This window comes from Stenotrophomonas sp. Steno-Z10-BAI (assembly GCF_056393115.1).
In genome coordinates this window covers 126,742-143,390 of record NZ_JBWJOZ010000005.1, presented here as the reverse complement: position 1 = coordinate 143,390, position 16,649 = coordinate 126,742, and the positions used below count along the sequence as shown (strand labels likewise).

21 protein-coding genes and 2 tRNA genes are annotated in these 16,649 nt (G+C 65.8%); 7 read left to right on the top strand and 16 right to left on the bottom strand.

Translation table 11 applies throughout. From position 1 onward, the window contains the following. Positions 1-80: 80 nt before the first annotated feature. Both AC06E9_RS13875 and AC06E9_RS13870 read right to left on the bottom strand, forming a co-directional pair. On the bottom strand, positions 81-287 hold the full coding sequence (locus AC06E9_RS13875; protein ID WP_121040604.1) for a (2Fe-2S)-binding protein: 207 nt from the start codon (positions 285-287) through the stop codon (positions 81-83). Between the two features lie 116 nt (positions 288-403). Continuing rightward, positions 404-1,036, bottom strand: coding sequence for an RNA pyrophosphohydrolase (locus AC06E9_RS13870; protein WP_121040607.1), 633 nt, complete (start codon positions 1,034-1,036; stop codon positions 404-406). Positions 1,037-1,157: 121 nt separating this feature from the next. Here AC06E9_RS13870 and AC06E9_RS13865 point away from each other — a divergent pair. Beyond that, positions 1,158-1,234, top strand: a tRNA-Met gene (locus AC06E9_RS13865). Between the two features lie 49 nt (positions 1,235-1,283). Continuing rightward, positions 1,284-1,358 (top strand) — tRNA-Gln (locus tag AC06E9_RS13860). 441 nt (positions 1,359-1,799) lie between these two features. On the opposite strand, the gene rpsI is transcribed toward AC06E9_RS13860, so the two are convergent. Both rpsI and rplM read right to left on the bottom strand, forming a co-directional pair. Then, a complete protein-coding gene (gene rpsI / locus AC06E9_RS13855) occupies positions 1,800-2,192 on the bottom strand; it encodes a 30S ribosomal protein S9 (RefSeq protein WP_019185318.1) in 393 nt (130 codons plus the stop codon). A 2-nt stretch (positions 2,193-2,194) separates the two neighbouring features. Next, the gene (gene rplM / locus AC06E9_RS13850; protein WP_038685795.1) at positions 2,195-2,623 is read right to left on the bottom strand and encodes a 50S ribosomal protein L13; all 429 of its coding nucleotides are present in this window, start codon (positions 2,621-2,623) and stop codon (positions 2,195-2,197) included. 180 nt (positions 2,624-2,803) lie between these two features. Here rplM and coq7 point away from each other — a divergent pair, with 180 nt between their 5' ends. Next, complete coding sequence (coq7, locus tag AC06E9_RS13845; RefSeq protein ID WP_121040609.1) at positions 2,804-3,448, top strand: 2-polyprenyl-3-methyl-6-methoxy-1,4-benzoquinone monooxygenase; 645 nt, start codon at positions 2,804-2,806, stop codon at positions 3,446-3,448. A gap of 124 nt (positions 3,449-3,572) precedes the next feature. Here coq7 and sugE read toward each other — a convergent pair whose 3' ends face one another. Together sugE and speD are read right to left on the bottom strand one after the other, a co-directional pair. Beyond that, entirely contained in the window at positions 3,573-3,890 is a 318-nt protein-coding gene (sugE, locus tag AC06E9_RS13840; RefSeq protein ID WP_046273055.1) for a quaternary ammonium compound efflux SMR transporter SugE, read from the bottom strand. Between the two features lie 170 nt (positions 3,891-4,060). Next, positions 4,061-4,855 (bottom strand): adenosylmethionine decarboxylase, encoded by a 795-nt coding sequence (gene speD / locus AC06E9_RS13835; RefSeq protein WP_019185315.1) that lies wholly within the window; start codon positions 4,853-4,855, stop codon positions 4,061-4,063. Between the two features lie 170 nt (positions 4,856-5,025). Here speD and crp point away from each other — a divergent pair, with 170 nt between their 5' ends. Then, a complete protein-coding gene (crp, locus tag AC06E9_RS13830; RefSeq protein ID WP_088433580.1) occupies positions 5,026-5,691 on the top strand; it encodes a cAMP-activated global transcriptional regulator CRP in 666 nt (221 codons plus the stop codon). A 44-nt stretch (positions 5,692-5,735) separates the two neighbouring features. Next, positions 5,736-6,497, top strand: a complete 762-nt coding sequence (locus AC06E9_RS13825) for a sulfite exporter TauE/SafE family protein (protein WP_121040611.1) — start codon at positions 5,736-5,738, stop codon at positions 6,495-6,497. Positions 6,498-6,546: 49 nt separating this feature from the next. Here AC06E9_RS13825 and AC06E9_RS13820 read toward each other — a convergent pair whose 3' ends face one another. The 10 genes from AC06E9_RS13820 to AC06E9_RS13775 form a co-directional block, all read right to left on the bottom strand. Further along, positions 6,547-7,263, bottom strand: a complete 717-nt coding sequence (locus AC06E9_RS13820; protein ID WP_282263863.1) for a haloacid dehalogenase-like hydrolase — start codon at positions 7,261-7,263, stop codon at positions 6,547-6,549. Further along, positions 7,260-8,054, bottom strand: coding sequence for an indole-3-glycerol phosphate synthase TrpC (gene trpC / locus AC06E9_RS13815; RefSeq protein ID WP_152150916.1), 795 nt, complete (start codon positions 8,052-8,054; stop codon positions 7,260-7,262). The genes AC06E9_RS13820 and trpC overlap by 4 nt, the downstream gene beginning before the upstream one ends. A 63-nt stretch (positions 8,055-8,117) precedes the next feature. Continuing rightward, positions 8,118-9,155 (bottom strand): anthranilate phosphoribosyltransferase, encoded by a 1,038-nt coding sequence (gene trpD / locus AC06E9_RS13810; protein WP_121040617.1) that lies wholly within the window; start codon positions 9,153-9,155, stop codon positions 8,118-8,120. A 32-nt stretch (positions 9,156-9,187) separates the two neighbouring features. Then, positions 9,188-9,766, bottom strand: a complete 579-nt coding sequence (locus AC06E9_RS13805; protein WP_282263865.1) for an anthranilate synthase component II — start codon at positions 9,764-9,766, stop codon at positions 9,188-9,190. Between the two features lie 2 nt (positions 9,767-9,768). Continuing rightward, complete coding sequence (locus tag AC06E9_RS13800) at positions 9,769-10,557, bottom strand: SIMPL domain-containing protein (RefSeq protein ID WP_152150914.1); 789 nt, start codon at positions 10,555-10,557, stop codon at positions 9,769-9,771. A 60-nt stretch (positions 10,558-10,617) separates the two neighbouring features. Further along, positions 10,618-12,093, bottom strand: coding sequence for an anthranilate synthase component I (gene trpE / locus AC06E9_RS13795; protein ID WP_121040623.1), 1,476 nt, complete (start codon positions 12,091-12,093; stop codon positions 10,618-10,620). Between the two features lie 167 nt (positions 12,094-12,260). Beyond that, positions 12,261-13,193 carry a lipid kinase YegS gene (yegS, locus tag AC06E9_RS13790; RefSeq protein WP_121040625.1) on the bottom strand — a complete coding sequence of 311 codons (933 nt, stop codon included), beginning with the start codon at positions 13,191-13,193 and terminating at the stop codon, positions 12,261-12,263. A 191-nt stretch (positions 13,194-13,384) separates the two neighbouring features. Further along, positions 13,385-13,867: an N-acetyltransferase family protein gene (locus AC06E9_RS13785; RefSeq protein ID WP_478056299.1), complete on the bottom strand. Its 483-nt coding sequence runs from the start codon at positions 13,865-13,867 to the stop codon at positions 13,385-13,387. Positions 13,868-13,879: 12 nt separating this feature from the next. Next, on the bottom strand, positions 13,880-14,557 hold the full coding sequence (gene rpe / locus AC06E9_RS13780; RefSeq protein ID WP_121040628.1) for a ribulose-phosphate 3-epimerase: 678 nt from the start codon (positions 14,555-14,557) through the stop codon (positions 13,880-13,882). A gap of 42 nt (positions 14,558-14,599) precedes the next feature. Further along, positions 14,600-14,929: a J domain-containing protein gene (locus AC06E9_RS13775; RefSeq protein ID WP_121040630.1), complete on the bottom strand. Its 330-nt coding sequence runs from the start codon at positions 14,927-14,929 to the stop codon at positions 14,600-14,602. 143 nt (positions 14,930-15,072) lie between these two features. Between AC06E9_RS13775 and AC06E9_RS13770 the strand changes: the two genes are divergently transcribed. Both AC06E9_RS13770 and AC06E9_RS13765 read left to right on the top strand, forming a co-directional pair. Then, the gene (locus tag AC06E9_RS13770) at positions 15,073-15,999 is read left to right on the top strand and encodes a phosphoribosylaminoimidazolesuccinocarboxamide synthase (RefSeq protein WP_019185298.1); all 927 of its coding nucleotides are present in this window, start codon (positions 15,073-15,075) and stop codon (positions 15,997-15,999) included. A gap of 135 nt (positions 16,000-16,134) precedes the next feature. After that, entirely contained in the window at positions 16,135-16,617 is a 483-nt protein-coding gene (locus AC06E9_RS13765; RefSeq protein ID WP_282261794.1) for an Mpo1 family 2-hydroxy fatty acid dioxygenase, read from the top strand. The last annotated feature ends 32 nt before the right edge of the window (positions 16,618-16,649 follow it).

Here is a 16,649-nt window from a genome sequence, read left to right as displayed (position 1 = left end):
GGGCACTGTAGCGCGTCGCGCGCAGGCATGAAGGAACGCGAATCGTGCTCAGTTGCGGCCCGCTACCGGGCGGCCCGAGCTCAGGCGGCTTGCAGGCCGAGAACCGGCAGTGGCAGGTCGTGGGTGGCGCTGAACTTGACCAGCAGGTCGGCCGCCATGTCCAGGCAGGAACCGCAGGTGGCGCCGCAGCCGGTGCGCATCGTCAACTCGGACACGCTCACGACACCGCTCTGGGCGGCTTCGCGGATCTGATGGTCGGTAACCCCGTTGCAGATGCAGACGTACACGTGCGGACTCGGCAGGCAGGCCCGGATCGGCCTGCTGCTATTCCAATCGAAATGCGAATGGTTGTCAATTTCGAACCTGAATCATTCTCGATACGGTTCAGAGCCGCCAGCAGCGCTCAGACGGCGCCCGGCTCGCCCTTGGCCTTGCTGCGCGGCCAGTAGCCGCCCCCCCGCTTGGGCGTGGTGCGCTTGCGCGGCCGATCATGACCGGCGGCGTTGCCCGGCATCCAGGCTTCCTGGGCGGACTTGGGCATCGTTTCCACCCCCGTCCCGGCCACCCCCCGTGCCAGCGGCGCCAGATGGCGCAGGGCACGTGCATAGACGCCCCGCTTGAACATCACCACATGCTCCACCGGGTACCAGAAATCGACCCAACGCCACTGGTCGAACTCGGGGCTGTCCGTATGGTCCAGGGTGACGTGGGATTCGTCCCCGGCCAGCCGGAGCAGGAACCACACCTGCTTCTGGCCGATACAGACCTGCCGTTCATTGCGGCGGATGGCCCGTGCCGGCAGCCGATAGCGAAGCCAACCCGGCGTCGCCCCGAGCACTTCAACGTGCTCCGGCAACAACCCGGTTTCTTCCTGCAACTCGCGATACATGGCTTCGACAGGCGTCTCGTCGGTGTTCATGCCGCCCTGCGGGAACTGCCAGCCATCCCGGCGCACACGTCGTGCCCAGAAAACCTGCCCATCCTGCCGCATCAGCACAATACCGACGTTCGGTCGATAGCCGTCCGGATCGATCACGATGCGGACTCCTAGAAAAATCTACTGATCGGGACTGTGCCACGCCCGCTGCCCACTCACAAGCGCGGTGAAAAAGTGTTGACAGATTCCGAATACATCTCCAGAATTGCCGGCTCCCTGAGGCTATGTAGCTCAGCCGGTTAGAGCACAGCACTCATAATGCTGGGGTCGGTGGTTCGAGTCCACCCATAGCCACCAAGTTCGCTTGGTTTTTCAGGGAGAAAGTGCAATAATTGCACGCACATTTTGCCCCGTCGCCAAGCGGTAAGGCACCTGACTCTGACTCAGGCATTCGGTGGTTCGAATCCATCCGGGGCAGCCAAACAAACAGAAAAGGCCGATCGAAAGATCGGCCTTTTCTGTTTGTTTGGGCGTTTGTCCGGGCGCGAAGCGCCCGGACCCCACACCTTGCGCAGCACGGTGTGGGCGCCAGCCCTCCCCTGCCACATCCCCGCGCCTGACGGCGCGCCCCCTTGTACTCCAAGGGGGCTGTTTCACCAGAGAGAGGACGGCCAGCCGACACCCCGCCCATGCCGGGCCGCGAGAGTAGCCGACCAGCGGTCGGCACTACCGCCCCTATGAAACAGCGGCGAGCGCAGCAGTGCCGCCGGAAGCGTCGCCATCCCTCGCTGCATCCACCTGACAACCAAGCGATCTGCGGGGACGAAACCCACCCCCCGGAAACGACAAAAGCCCGGCCGAAGCCGGGCTTTTGCGTACCTCCCAGCGGGACCCCGAAGGATCCCACGCCAGGCGCGATGGATCAGCGCTTGGAGAACTGGGTGGCGCGACGTGCCTTGTGCAGGCCGACCTTCTTACGCTCGACTTCACGGGCGTCACGGGTCATGAAGCCAGCCTTGCGCAGCTCGGACTTCAGGGTTTCGTCGTATTCGATCAGCGCGCGGGCGATGCCCAGACGGATCGCACCGGCCTGACCCGTGGTACCACCGCCAGCGGCGGTGACCATGATGTCGAAGGTTTCGGTGTTCTTGGTCAGTTCCAGCGGCTGACGCACGATCATGCGCGCCGTCTCACGGCCAAAGAACTCGTCCAGCGGACGGCCATTGACGGTGATGTTGCCGGCGCCCTTGCGCAGGAACACGCGGGCGGTGGAGGACTTGCGGCGGCCGGTGCCGTAGTTTTGCGTGATAGCCATGATTAGATATCCAGAACCTGAGGCTGCTGAGCGGCGTGCGGGTGCTCGGAACCCGAGTACACCTTGAGCTTGCGGTACATGGCGCGGCCCAGCGGGCCCTTCGGCAGCATGCCCTTGACGGCGGTCTCGATGACACGCTCCGGATGGCGCTCAAGCGCCTGGGCCAGAGTTTCGGTCTTCAGGTTGCCGATGTAGCCAGTGAAACGGTGATACAGCTTGTCCTGCAGCTTGTTGCCGGTGACGACAATCTTTTCTGCATTGATGACAACCAGGTAATCACCGGTATCAACGTGAGGGGTGTAAACCGGCTTGTGCTTGCCGCGCAGACGGCGGGCCAGCTCGGTGGACAGACGGCCCAGCGTCTTGCCGGATGCGTCGACGAGATACCAGTCGCGCTGGACGGTCTCGGACTTTGCAGTGAAAGTGCTCATGAAAGAACTCTAGTAGGTCGGGCTCATTACGGCGCAGTACGGCCGGAACTCTGCCACGCGTTGTGAAGAGGCGGGATTGTACTGGCCATGCCCGCCACATGCAAGTTGACCGGATCCCGGCTTGGCACACCGGTCCGCGGGGGCGAGAATCGACAGTCCCCCGCCGCGACACCACCTGCCATGACCGCGCTCCGCCAGATCACCCCGCTCGACCACCTGCTGACCGAAGCCCAGCGGGCCCTGGATACCGTGTTCGGCAACCCGCCGGCCAGCCGCCCCTACCCCGCCGAGGCCACCCCGGACGTGCAGATGGCCGACCCCGAGCGCCGCCACGCGGCCGGGCTGATGCGCATCAACCATGTCGGCGAGGTCTGCGCCCAGGGCCTGTACTTCGGCCAGGCCGCGGTTGCCCGTGAGCCGGAAACCCGCGCCCACCTGCTCGATGCCGCCCAGGAAGAGACCGACCATCTGGCCTGGTGCGCCCAGCGCCTGCGCGAGCTGGACAGCCGCCCCAGCCTGTTCAACCCGATCTGGTATGCCGGCAGCTACACCATCGGCACCCTGGCCGGCCTGCGTGGGGATGGCTGGAACCTGGGCTTCGTGGTCGAGACCGAACGCCAGGTCGAAGCCCATCTGGACGAACACCTGGACACCCTGCCCCCGGCCGACCTGCGCAGCCGTGAGGTGATCAAGGTGATGAAGATCGACGAGGCCCGCCACGCCGACCACGCCGAGCATGCCGGCGCGCGGAAGCTGCCCGCACCGATCCCGTCGGTGATGGCGCTGGCCTCCAAGGTCATGAAGACCATCGCGTACCGGTTGTAACGGCGTATCGACCAACTTGTAACGGCGTATCGACCAACGGTCGATACCTACCGGAACGGCGCGCGCGGCATGGGTTGCGGGCCGGCTTGCCACCGGTAGCGCCCGACCGTTGGTCGGGCGACGATCAGGCAGAGACCAGCTTCAGCCCGATCACACCGGCCACGATCAACGCGATGCAGGCCAGCCGCGACGGCGAGGCGCTGTCGCCGAACAGGAAGATGCCCAGCATCGCCACGCCCAGTGCGCCGATCCCGGTCCAGATCGCATAGGCCGTGCCGACCGGGATGGATTTCATCGCCTGGCTCATCAGGTACAGGCTGACCAGGGCGGCCGCCACGGTGGCCAGCGTGGGAAGGGGCTTGCTGAAGCCTTCGGAGTACTTCATTCCGATGGCGAAGCCGATCTCGAACAGACCGGCAACCAGGAGATAGATCCAGGGCATGGGGGGATTCCTTGGGTTAACAAAAGCAAAACGGCCCGGTGTTTTCACACCGGACCGTCGTCGGTAGCTGCCGTGGAACCGGGTTTTGCGCAAACACCGGTTTCACAGGGCGGGCCGTCCCGCCTGAACGAGGCCGTCCGGGCCAGGCCCGGACGACATCGCGACGTGCCTTACTCGGCCAGATTGCGCCCATGGAACAGCTCTTCGATCTCACGACGCAGCAGCGCCTCGATCTTCATGCGTTCCTTGAACGACAGGTTCTTGGCCTTCTCTTCGAACAGGTACTGGTCCAGATCGAAGTCCTTCAGGTGCATCTTCGTGTGGAAGATATTTTCCTGATAGACATTGACGTCGAACATCTCGTAACGCGACTTGATGTTCTTGGCCAGGAAGTTCTGGATCGAGTTGATCTTGTGATCGATGTAGTGCTTCTTGCCCTTCACGTCACGGGTGAAGCCACGCACGCGGTAATCCATGATCACGATGTCCGATTCCAGACTCTCGATCAGGTAGTTCAGCGCTTTCAACGGGGAAATCACGCCACAGGTGGCCACATCGATGTCCGCGCGGAACGTGGCGATGCCCTCCTGCGGATGGGTTTCCGGGTACGTATGGACAGTGATGTGGCTCTTGTCCATGTGGGCAACCACGGCGTCGGAGATCAGCTCCTTGCCGGCCTGCTTCTTGTCGATCACCGGCTCTTCCGAGATCAGGATCGTCACCGAGGCACCCTGGGGGTCGTAGTCCTGGCGGGCCACGTTCAGGATGTTCGCGCCGATGATCTCGGCAACGTCGGTCAGGATCTGAGTCAGCCTATCGGCGTTGTACTCTTCATCAATATATTCGATGTAACGCTGACGCTCCTCTTCGGTGCGGGCGTAACAGACGTCATAGATGTTGAAGCTCAGCGCCTTGGTGAGGTTGTTGAAACCCTGCAACCTCAGGCGAGGCAACGGCTTGACCACGGCGGTCGATCCTGTGTGTGGTGGGAAAGAAGTAATTATGGGGCAAAGTGATCGGGGGCGAAACTTGCATTGAAACGAGTAGCTGTGCTCGGTTTGCCCTTAACAATTCGGATCGTTAAGCTCCCGGCACATAGCCGTGAATTCTTCATGAGCAATCGGAGCGCCTCAACGTGTCAACTGTGCGCCTTGCCACAAGTCCATTGGCCCTGGATATCGCAACAATCGATCGCTTCCTGGCCCACAGCCACCGCCGCCGCTACCCCGCCCGTACCGACGTGTTCCGTCCAGGCGATCCGGCCGGCACCCTCTACTACGTGATCAGTGGCTCAGTCTCAATAATGGCTGAGGAAGATGACGATCGTGAGCTGGTGCTGGGCTACTTCGGCTCGGGAGAGTTCGTCGGTGAGATGGGGCTGTTCGTCGAATCGGACCGGCGCGAGGTGATCCTGCGCACCCGCACCCCGTGCGAGCTGGCCGAGATCAGCTACGAGCGCCTGCATCAGCTGTTCCTGGGCCCGCTCTCGGCCGATGCGCCGCGCCTGCTCTACTCGATCGGCCAGCAGCTCTCCAAGCGCCTGCTCGACACCAGCAGGAAAGCCAGCCGCCTGGCCTTCCTGGATGTGACCGACCGCATCGTGCGGACCCTGCACGATCTTTCCCGCGAGCCGGAGGCGATGAGCCACCCGCAGGGCACGCAGCTGCGCGTCTCGCGCCAGGAACTGGCCCGCCTTGTCGGTTGCTCGCGTGAAATGGCCGGCCGCGTGCTGAAGAAGCTGCAGACCGACGGGCAGCTGCATGCCCGCGGCAAGACCGTCGTTCTGTACGGCACCCGCTGATCGGGCCTTGGTCGTGCCGGCCCATTTGCCGCTAGGCTGTCGGCATGGAGCTTGGCAGCGAATTCTATTGGTTCATCCTGATCGGCCTCGGCGCGCAGCTGATCGATGGCGCGCTGGGCATGGCCTTCGGGCTGGTGTCCTCTTCGGTGCTGCTCAGCATGGGCCTGCCGCCCGCCGCGGTCAGCGCCAGCATCCATACCGCGGAGGTCTTCACCACCGGGGCCTCCGGGGTCTCGCATCTGGTCGCGGGCAATGTGGACCGCCGGTTGTTCCTGCGCCTGGCGTTGCCCGGCGCCGTCGGCGGGGTGGTTGGCGCCTACGTGCTGACCCAGCTGCCCGGCGACGTGATCCGCCCCTTCATCTATATGTATCTGCTGGTGCTGGCGATCTTCATCCTGCTGCGTGCGGCCGGCCGGATGCTGCCGGCCCAGGAAGTGAAGCGCGTCCCGCTGCTGGGCTTCGTGGCCGGCCTGCTGGATGCCAGTGGCGGTGGCGGCTGGGGCCCGGTGGCGACCTCCACCCTGCTCGCCCGCGGCGGCCAGGCGCGCACCACCATCGGCACGGTCAATGCCGCCGAGTTCGTGGTGACCCTGGCGGTGTCGATCACGTTCCTGCTGACCATGGGCGTGCAGTACCTGAACATCGTGGCCGGCCTGCTGATCGGCGGCATGATGGCCGCGCCGGTGGCCGCGATCCTGGTCAAAAAGGTCAAGGAACGCTGGGTGCTGGTCGCTGTTGGCGTGCTGGTGCTCGGCATCAGCCTGTTCCAGATCGGCCATGCCATCGTGCAGTGGCGCGCAGGCTGAGCCGGACGCGACACCTTTTCAGCCCTTCCCGGGTGTTCTCAGCGCCGGATCAGACCGGGTCGCCGGCCCGGTCGACACAGCCCCAGTTGAGCACCGGGGTACCCGGCGGCAGCACCTGGCGGAAATAGTCCACCCGTGACGCCTTCGGATTGACCACCACCGGCGCCGTGGCCGCCAGCAGCAGTGGCAGGTCCGCACTGCTGTCGGAATAGGCGACATCGATCTCGCCATAGCCGCGCTCGCGCAGCATCCGCATCTTTTCTTCGTTGTGGCAGTGGCGGGTGGCGATGACCGCGCCCAGGAACGGGCCGACCTCACTGCCGATCACCGGCACGCCCTGATGCGCCACGAAGGCCAGGATCGCGCGGGCCAGTTCCGGCGGTGCACCGGTAGCGACCACCACGCGGTCGCCGGCGGCGCGGTGACGCGCGAACACCTCCAGCGCGACCGGCAGCAGGCGGCGGCGGATATCGGCCTCGTGCTTGAGGACGTAGCGGTCGATCACCTTGTTGAACTCGCGCGCCCGGTGCAGGCCAAACGTGGCGATCCAGACATAGCCGGAGATGCCGCGGCGGCGGGTGGGCAGGAAGGCCACCAGCGGACCGAGCAGCGGCGTGGCGACCAGGGCGGCCAGCAGCCGCAGCGGGTTGCGCTTGATCAGCCAGGCGAACAGATGGCTGCCGGAATCGCCGTCATACAGGGTGTGATCGAAATCGAAGACCACCAGCGGGGCGTCGTCGCGCGGCGTTGGGTAGATCGCTGTCATGCGCTGAAGAATAGCTGACGCAGGCCCTCGCCGGGCTCTTCCACGCGCATGAAGGCCTCACCGACCAGGAAGGCGTTGACCCCGGCCTGACGCATCACGCTGACATCGGCCGGGCCGAGGATGCCGCTTTCGGTGACCAGCAGGCGGTCGCGCGGCACGGCCTGGCGCATGTCCAGCGTGGTCTGCAGCGACACCTCGAAGGTGCGCAGGTTGCGGTTGTTGATGCCGATCAGCGGCACCGGCACCTGGATGGCGCGCTCGAGCTCGTCGATGTCGTGCACTTCCACCAGCACGTCCATGCCCAGCTGCATGGCCAGGTCGGACAACTCGGCCAGTTGGCGGTCGTCGAGGGCGGCGACGATCAGCAGGATGCAGTCCGCGCCGAGCACGCGCGCTTCGTACACCTGGTAGGCATCGATCACGAAGTCCTTGCGCAGCACCGGCAGCGTGCACGCTTCACGCGCCTGCTGCAGGTAGGCGTCGCTGCCCTGGAAGAAATCCACGTCGGTCAGCACCGACAGGCAGCTGGCGCCGCCGAATTCGTAGCTCACAGCGATGTCGGCCGGATGGAAGTCCGGGCGGATCACGCCCTTGGACGGGCTGGCCTTCTTGATCTCGGCGATCACGGCCGGGTTGCCGGCGGTGATCGAGGCGCGCAGCGCATCAGCGAAGCCGCGCACGGGCGGCGCCTGCTCCACGCGCGCGATCAGTGCTTCAAGCGGCACCTGGGCCCGGCGTGCGGCGACTTCTTCGGCCTTGCGGGCCAGGATGGTATCGAGGATGTCGCTCATGTCATTGGGGTCCTGGAGGCCGGCCATTATCGACCAGCCCCGCTGAATTCGGAAAACGCGGGCTCAGACGGCCCCGCGGATGCGGCGGGTGGCGGCGACGTACTGCTCCATCCGCGAGCGCGCACTGCCATCGGCCAGCACCGCACGGGCACGGGCCAGACCATCGGCGATGCTGTCGGCGACACCGGCCACGTACAGCGCGGCGCCGGCATTGAGCGCCACGATATCCAGCGCGGGGCCGGGCTGGTTGTCGAGCACACCGCGCAGCATCGCGATGGATTCCGCCGGGCTGTCCACCTTGAGGTTGCGGCTGGCCGACATCGCGATGCCGAAATCTTCCGGATGGATCTCGTACTCGCGCACCTTGCCGTCGCGCAGTTCGCCCACCAGCGTCCCGGCGCCGAGCGAGATCTCATCCATGTTGTCGCGGCCCCACACCACCAGCGCGCGTTCGGCACCGAGTTCGCGCAGCACGCGCGCCTGGATGCCGACCAGATCCGAATGGAACACGCCCATCAACACGTTGGTCGCACCGACCGGATTGGTCAGCGGGCCAAGGATGTTGAAGATCGTACGCACGCCCATTTCGCGGCGTACGGGTGCGACGACCTTCATCGCCGGGTGGTGCATCGGCGCGAACATGAAACCGATGCCGGTTTCGGTGATCGCGCGCGCGACGTCCTCCGGCTGCAGATCGATGATCGCGCCCAGCGCCTCGACCGCATCGGCACTGCCGGACTTGGAAGAGACACTCCGGTTGCCATGCTTGGCCACCTTGGCCCCGGCCGCGGACACCACGAACATCGCGCAGGTGGAGATGTTGAAGGTGTGCGAGCCATCGCCACCGGTGCCGACGATATCCACCAGATGCGTTCTGTCTTCCACCGGCACCGCGCGGGCGAGCTCGCGCATCACAGTGGCGGCACCGGCGATTTCGCCGATGGTTTCCTTCTTGACCCGCAGGCCGGTCAGGATCGCGGCGGTCATCACCGGCGAGACTTCACCGCGCATGATCTGCCGCATCAGGTCGACCATTTCGTCGAAGAAGATTTCGCGGTGCTCGATGGTGCGCTGCAGGGCTTCCTGGGGGGAGAAGGTCATGCGGGGTCCTTTGTGATGCAGGTGCGGCGCGCTCAGCGCTGCAGGAAGTTCTTCAGCAGGGCGTGGCCATGCTCGGTGAGGATCGACTCGGGGTGGAACTGCACGCCCTCGACCGGATGTTCGCGATGGCGCAGGCCCATGATCTCTTCGATCGAGCCGTCCTCGTTCTCCGTCCAGGCGGTCATTTCCAGGCACGCCGGCAGCGTGGTCTTGTCCACCACCAGCGAGTGGTAGCGCGTGGCCTGGTAGCGGTCCGGCAGGCCGGCGAACACGCCCCTGCCTTCATGGCGGATCGGCGAGGTCTTGCCGTGCATGATGTTGCCCGCGCGGATCACATCGCCGCCGTACACCTGGCCGATGCTCTGGTGGCCCAGGCACACGCCCAGGATCGGCGTGGTCGGGCCAAGCCGACGGATCAGCTCCAGCGACACCCCCGCTTCGTTGGGCGTGCACGGGCCAGGCGAGATCACGATGCGCTCGGGCGCGAGCGCGGCGATTTCATCGACGCTCAACGCGTCGTTGCGCACCACCTTCACCTCGGCGCCCAGCGTCTGCAGGTACTGCACGAGGTTGTAGGTGAAGCTGTCGTAGTTGTCGAGCATCAACAACATGGTCAGGGTCCGTCTTGAATGAGGAAAATGGCGTACACGTTCTCGGTGTACGTAATGGGCGCGGCGGTGAGCAGTTCGCCGCCCGACGACGCGCGATAGCGCGATCCGGTCACAGCCACCTTGTCCAGCGTTGCGCTTTCTCCGCCGTAGCCGAAGCCATCCCGGCCGGGCGTGCCCCAGGTGCCGGCCTGCACGCCATAAGCGAAGTTCGGCGCGACGTCGGAAATGCTGTACAGACCGGTGATCTTCGTGCCGTAGGCGCCAGCCAGGCCCTTGGCCGATTCGCGCGTCTGCGCGGCGGCCTCGGCCTTCAGGTCGCCACGCAGGCGGCTTTCACCCGAATACGTGGGTTCAGCGGTACTGACCTGGACCTCGCGGCTGGCCTTCAGTTCGCCCAGGAAGGCTTTCAGCGCCTGCGCGTCCGGGAACTCGGCCTTCAGGTCGCGCCGGGCGGCGGTGCCGTTGAACACCTCCTCATCGTTGCGATAGCGCGTAGAGGGCGCGATGCTCAGGTTGGCGGCGAGCACGCTGCCGTCGATGGCGCCATGCTGGGCAAACAGCTGCAGCACCCGCTCGGCGTTGGCCTGTACGCGGGCGCGGGCGGTGTCGGTCTGCATGTCGATCGATTCCAGCGCCACCTTCACCGTGAAGCGGTCCGGCATCACCGTGCGGGTGGCACTGCCCTTGACCAGCAGATGAGGCTGCGAGGGAATGGTATTGGCCTGCGCCCATGCGGACCCGGCCACCACGGCCAACGTCGACGACAACAGCAATGCGCTCAGCAGCTTCATGCGGTATTCCTTGTCAGAAGGGTGCAAAGGGAGCCGCGGCCAGGCCACGGCGCGGGAAACTCACAGGCCCTTGGCAGCCTGCGCCACGGCACGGAACAGCGCGCGGCCCTTGTTCATCGTCTCGTCCCATTCCTTGCCGGGGTCCGAGTCGTAGACGATGCCGGCACCGGCCTGCACGTGCAGGCGGCCGTCCTTGATCACCGCGGTGCGGATCGCGATGGCGGTGTCGGCATCGCCATGCCAGCCGATGTAGCCGATGCTGCCGGCGTAGACGTTGCGCTTGATCGGTTCCAGCTCGCGGATCACTTCCAGCGCGCGGATCTTCGGCGCACCGCTGACGGTGCCGGCCGGGAACGTCGCGCGCAGCACGTCGGCATAACTCAGGCCCGGCTGCAGCTGACCGGTGACTTCGCTGACGATGTGCATGACGTGGCTGTAGCGTTCGATCACGAACTGCTCGCCCACTTCCACCGTGCCGGCCTTGGACACGCGGCCGGCATCATTGCGGCCGAGATCGATCAGCATCAGATGCTCGGCACGCTCCTTGGGATCGGCCAGCAGCTCAACTTCCAGTGCGTTGTCTTCTTCCACCGTGGCGCCGCGCGGGCGGGTGCCGGCGATCGGACGCACGGTGACTTCCCCGTCCTGCAGCCGCACCAGGATCTCCGGCGAGGAGCCGACCACCTGCACGTCGCCGGTATCGAGGAAATACATGTACGGCGAGGGATTGAGCGCACGCAGCGCGCGGTACACATCCACCGGGCGCGCCTTGAACGGCACGCTCAGGCGCTGGCTCAGCACGACCTGGAAGATGTCGCCGGCGCGGATGTATTCCTTGGATTTGTCGACCGCGGCAATGAAGCCTTCGCGGGTGAAGCCGGAGACGAAATCGTTCTCGTCCAGCACGTCGCGCGTGATCGGCGCGGGGTAGCCGGCGCCGGGGGCGCGCAGCTTGGCGACCAGCGCATCCAGCTTGGCCTGGGCGTCCTCCCATGCACCGGGCTGACCCGGATCGGCATGCACGATCAGGTACAGACGGCCCTTGAGGTTGTCGAACACCGCCAGTTCTTCGGAGTGCAGCAGCAGGATGTCCGGCGTGCCCAGCTCATCGCGGCCACGCGGCGGTGCCAGGCGCGGTTCGATATAGCCGATGCACTCGAAGCCGAACCAGCCGACCAGGCCACCGGTGAAGCCCGGCAGACCCGCCAGCTTGGGCACCGAGTGGGCGCTGCGCAGCGCCTCGACCTCGGTGAACGGGTCGGCGACCTCGCGGGTTTCCACCACGGTGCCGGACTCGCTGATGGTCAGGGTATGGCCGTGGAAGGCATACACCCGGCGTGCCGGCAGGCCGATGATGGAATAGCGCCCGAAGCGTTCGCCGCCCTCGACCGATTCAAACAGATAGGTATGCGGGCCGTCGGCGAGCTTCAGATAGACCGACAGCGGCGTGTCCAGGTCGGACAGCACTTCACGGACGACGGGGATGCGGGTGTGGCCTTCAGCGGCCTGCTGCTGGAACTGCTCGAGCGTAATCAAGACGACTTTCCTTCCGGGAAACGGCGGTGGCGGGACGGACGACGGCAACAGGCCACCATCGCCACCAACGGCGAGCGGAAGAAAGGGTATGCGGGGTCGTCAGAATGGACACCCGGCGACTGTACCGCATTGACGGCACCGGATGGAACCCGGCGCCGCCCATGGCATCAGCCCCGCGACAGCAGCGGGCTGTCCAGCGCCACATGCAGGTTGACCCGGCCCGGCACGCAGTCGATGCGGAAGTGCCGGGCCTGGACCGGTTCGCCATCCAGATTGAGCGTCAGCGGCACGTCGGCCTCGATCTCCACCCACGGCGCCTGCACACGCTCGGCCACCTGCTCCAGCGCGCCGCGCTTGCCGCCCTTGACCAGCGCGGCAAAGGTGGAGGCGACCTCCCCGCTCAACTCGGGGATCACCGTGATATCGAGCAGACCATCGTCGATCAACGCTTCCGGGCACAGCACCTGCCCGCCGCCGGCCTGACGGCCATTGCCCACGCCGAGTGCGATGAAACCACCGGCCCATTCGAACCCCGGCGCCCGCACCCGTGCCTGGATCGGATCGATCCGCCCCAGCCGCGATACCCCCGTGACCAGGTAGGCCAGCCCACCGAGCACCTTCTTCAAGCCCTCATCGGTCTCCACCGTGACCTCGGTGCCGAAACCGCCACTGGCCACGTTCGCGCACCACCACACCTTGCCATCGGCATCGATGCGCAGCAGGTCGACCGGGCGTGCCGGAGCGTGCGTGATCAGCTCCAGCGCCGCCAGCGGTGCATCGGGAATCTCCGCCGCGGTGGCGAAATCATTGGCCGTGCCCAGCGGCAGCAGCCCCAGCGACGGCAATGCATCGGCCCCCTCTTCCCGGTGGGCCAGTGTCTCGGCCACCTCACTGAGGGTGCCGTCGCCGCCGGCCGCGATGATCGTGTCGACCCCATGCGCGATGGCTTCGGCCACATAGCGCTCGGCATCGCCCGATTCCCAGGTCACCCGCACCTCCAGCTGCACCCCGCGCTCACGCAGCGCCGCCACCGCCTCGCGCACACCCTCATTGCCGGTGGCCTTGCCGTTGAGGATCAAACGCCAATGGGGACGGCTCATGCGGTACTTCCAGGGAGTGGGGAAGCGAAGGCTAGCAGCGGACGGCGTGGCCGCCGGTGAACGTCATCAAAGCGTCACCACGGGCCCGGAGAATGGAAGGCCATAGCAAGGAAGATGGATGGAGGCAGGATCAGCCTCCCGCTATTCCCAGGGCCGCATCAGCAATGGTGCGGTCTTTTTTTGAGGACAGCTCAGCCTGCGGCAAACACCCGCAACGCCTCGCCTTCCATCCGGTATACCGTCCACTCGCTCTGCGGCTTCGCGCCGGCGGCTTGGTAGAACTGGATCGCCGGTTCGTTCCAGTCCAGCACCGACCACTCGAAACGACCGCAGTTTTCGGCCACGGCGATGCGCGCGATGTGCTGCAGCAGCGCCTTGCCGGCACCGCTGCCGCGCTTTTCCGGGCTGACGTACAGATCTTCCAGATAGATCCCGTTACGGCCCAGCCACGTCGAGTAGTTGTAGAAATACACCGCATACCCGATCGCCACGCCGTCGGCTTCGCAGATCAGCGCGTGCGCCTTCGCCGCCGATCCGAACAGGCTCGCGCGGATGCCCGCTTCGTCGGTCTGCACCGACGACTCGGCCCTCTCGTAGATCGCCAACTCGCGGATGAAGCGCAGGATCAGCCCCGCATCCTCGGCGGTGGCCACGCGGATGGTCACGGCAGCCACCGAGCCCATGGCTCAGCCCCGCGCCGCGGCGACGTTGCCGCGCATCTGCGCGATGATGTCCTGGTAGCTGGTCTTCGCATTGAAGATCGCCGAGCCGGCCACGAACGCATCCGCACCGGCCGCCGCGATGGCGCCGATGTTGTCGGCCTTCACGCCACCGTCGATCTCCAGGCGGATGTCCTTGCCGCTGGCATCGATCTTCTGGCGGATCGCGCGCACCTTGTCCAGCGCCGAGGGAATGAACGCCTGGCCGCCGAAGCCCGGATTGACCGACATCACCAGCACCAGGTCCAGGTCATCGAGCACCCAGTCCAGGATGTCCACCGGCGTGGCCGGATTGAGCACCACGCCCGGCTTGCAGCCCAGCGAACGGATCAGCTGGATCGTGCGGTGCACGTGGCGGCTCGCCTCCGGATGGAAGCTGATGTACGTCGCGCCGGCCTCGGCGAAATCCGGAATGATCCGGTCCACCGGCTCCACCATCAGATGCACGTCGATCGGCGCGGTCACGCCGTGCTTGCGCAGCGCCTGGCAGACCAGCGGGCCGATGGTCAGGTTCGGCACGTAATGGTTGTCCATCACATCGAAATGCACCCAGTCGGCGCCGGCCGCGAGCACGTTGTCCACTTCCTCGCCCAGGCGGGCGAAATCGGCGGACAGAATGGAGGGAGCAATGATGCAGTTGGACATGGCCGGGGCCTTCAGGAGGTTGAAAGGGGGCGCCGCGCGGACTCAGCGCTTGCGCAGGGTCTTGATCCGGTCGTAGGCGGCATTGAGCTGGCGCGACTTGCGCTCGGCCTGCTGGCGCAGCTCCGGGGCAGCGCCGACCACCTTGTCCGGGTGGTACTGGGACATCAGCCGGCGGTAGGCCAGGTCGATCTCGGCATCGGTCGCCTCGGAGGTCAGCCCCAGCTCGCGGTAGGGGTTTTCCCTGTTCAGCCGGAACCAGTCGGCATCGAAGGCATGCCCCAGCAACAGCCCGAACGCGGCCCCGAACAGCGGATTGGGCCTGCACAGCAGGGCGCCAGCGATGAATCCGAGCAGTTTTCCGTACCAGCGCATGGTGGTCTGGGCAGCCAAGGCGACAAAGGATCCTCATTTTACGTCACAGCGGGCCCAACCCGCTTTACACTAGGCCGCCCGCTGTCTGTGCGGGCCCTCCGGGTCCCCTGGACAGCTGTCATGACGAAGCCTCAGGAGTGCCCGTGCCGACCACGTTGTTGCAATCCGATCTCCCCGGCCTGCCCTTGCGCCATCGCGGCAAGGTGCGTGATGTTTTCGACATTCCGCGCGACCGGCTCCCCGCCGGCACTCCGCCGGGGGACTACCTGCTGATGGTCGCCACCGACCGTCTGTCAGCCTTCGACGTGGTGCTCCCCGATCCGATCCCCGGCAAGGGCGAGATGCTCTGCCAGGTCTCGAACTTCTGGTTCGCCAAGACCGCGCACCTGATGCCCAACCACCTGACCGGCATCGATGTCGCCAGCGTGCTGCCCGAAGGTGTCGATCCGGCCCTGTACGCCAAGCGCGCGGTAGTCACCCGCAAGCTCAAGCCGGTTCCGGTCGAGGCGATCGCCCGCGGCTACCTGATCGGCAGCGGCTGGAAGGACTACCAGCGCACCGGCAAGATCAGCGGCATCGAGCTGCCGGATGGCCTGCGCCAGGCCGAACAGCTGCCCGAACCGATCTTCACCCCCTCGACCAAGGCCGCCGTCGGCGACCATGACGAGAACATCGATTTCGATGCGATGGTGAAGGCGGTCGGTGCGGACCTGGCCGAGCGCGTGCGCGATGCCACCCTGCGTATCTATGCCTTCGCCGCCGATTACGCCCGCGAGCGCGGCATCATTCTGGCCGACACCAAGTTCGAGTTCGGTACCGATGCCGATGGCCGTCTGTACATCATGGACGAGATGCTGACCCCGGATTCCTCGCGCTACTGGCCGGCCGACGAGTACGAGGTGGGCACCAGCCCGCCGAGCTACGACAAGCAGTTCGTCCGCGACTACCTGGAGACGCTGGACTGGGGCAAGACCGCCCCGGGCCCAAGCATCCCGGCCGAGATCATCGAGCGCACCCGCGCCAAGTACGCCGAGGCGCTGCAGCGCCTGGCCGGCATCTCGGTCGACTGACCGGCACGGCGTTCCCCGGCCCTGCGCCGGGGAACGCGGTCTCCGATGCCGCGGCCATGTCGGGCAGCCGATGGAAGGCAGCCGACCAACGGTCGGCTCTACCGGCGGTATGCTCTGCAGATCCTGGGAGGGAACATGGCCACCACGACCGTCGCACGCCCGATCGACCGCTATTTCACCAGTTATTCCGACGACCACCGCAATGCGCTGAACCAGCGCATCCACGTCGTGGCCGTCCCGGCGATCGCATGGTCGGTGATTGCCCTGCTGTGGTGCCTGCCGCCGCTGATCACCTGGTTCCAGAACGGGATCTGGGCCGGCCTGGCGATGTTCGCCGCCTGGTGCTTCTACAACCGCCTGTCGCGCACGCTGGGCTACGGCATGCTGGCGTTCTTCTTCGTCAGCGGCTGCGTCTGCCGGCTGCTGGAAGCCGAAATCGGGCTGGTGAACCTGTTCTGGCTGGCCCTGGGCGTCTTCGCCGTGGCCTGGGTCGCGCAGTTCATCGGCCACAAGCATGAAGGCCGCAAGCCGAGCTTCCTGACCGATCTGGTCTACCTGCTGATCGGCCCGCTGTGGGTGCTGGCCAAGCTCTACCGCCGGATGGGTTGGCGCTACTGACCGCTTTTTCCTGAACGAGCGAGGACGCTCAC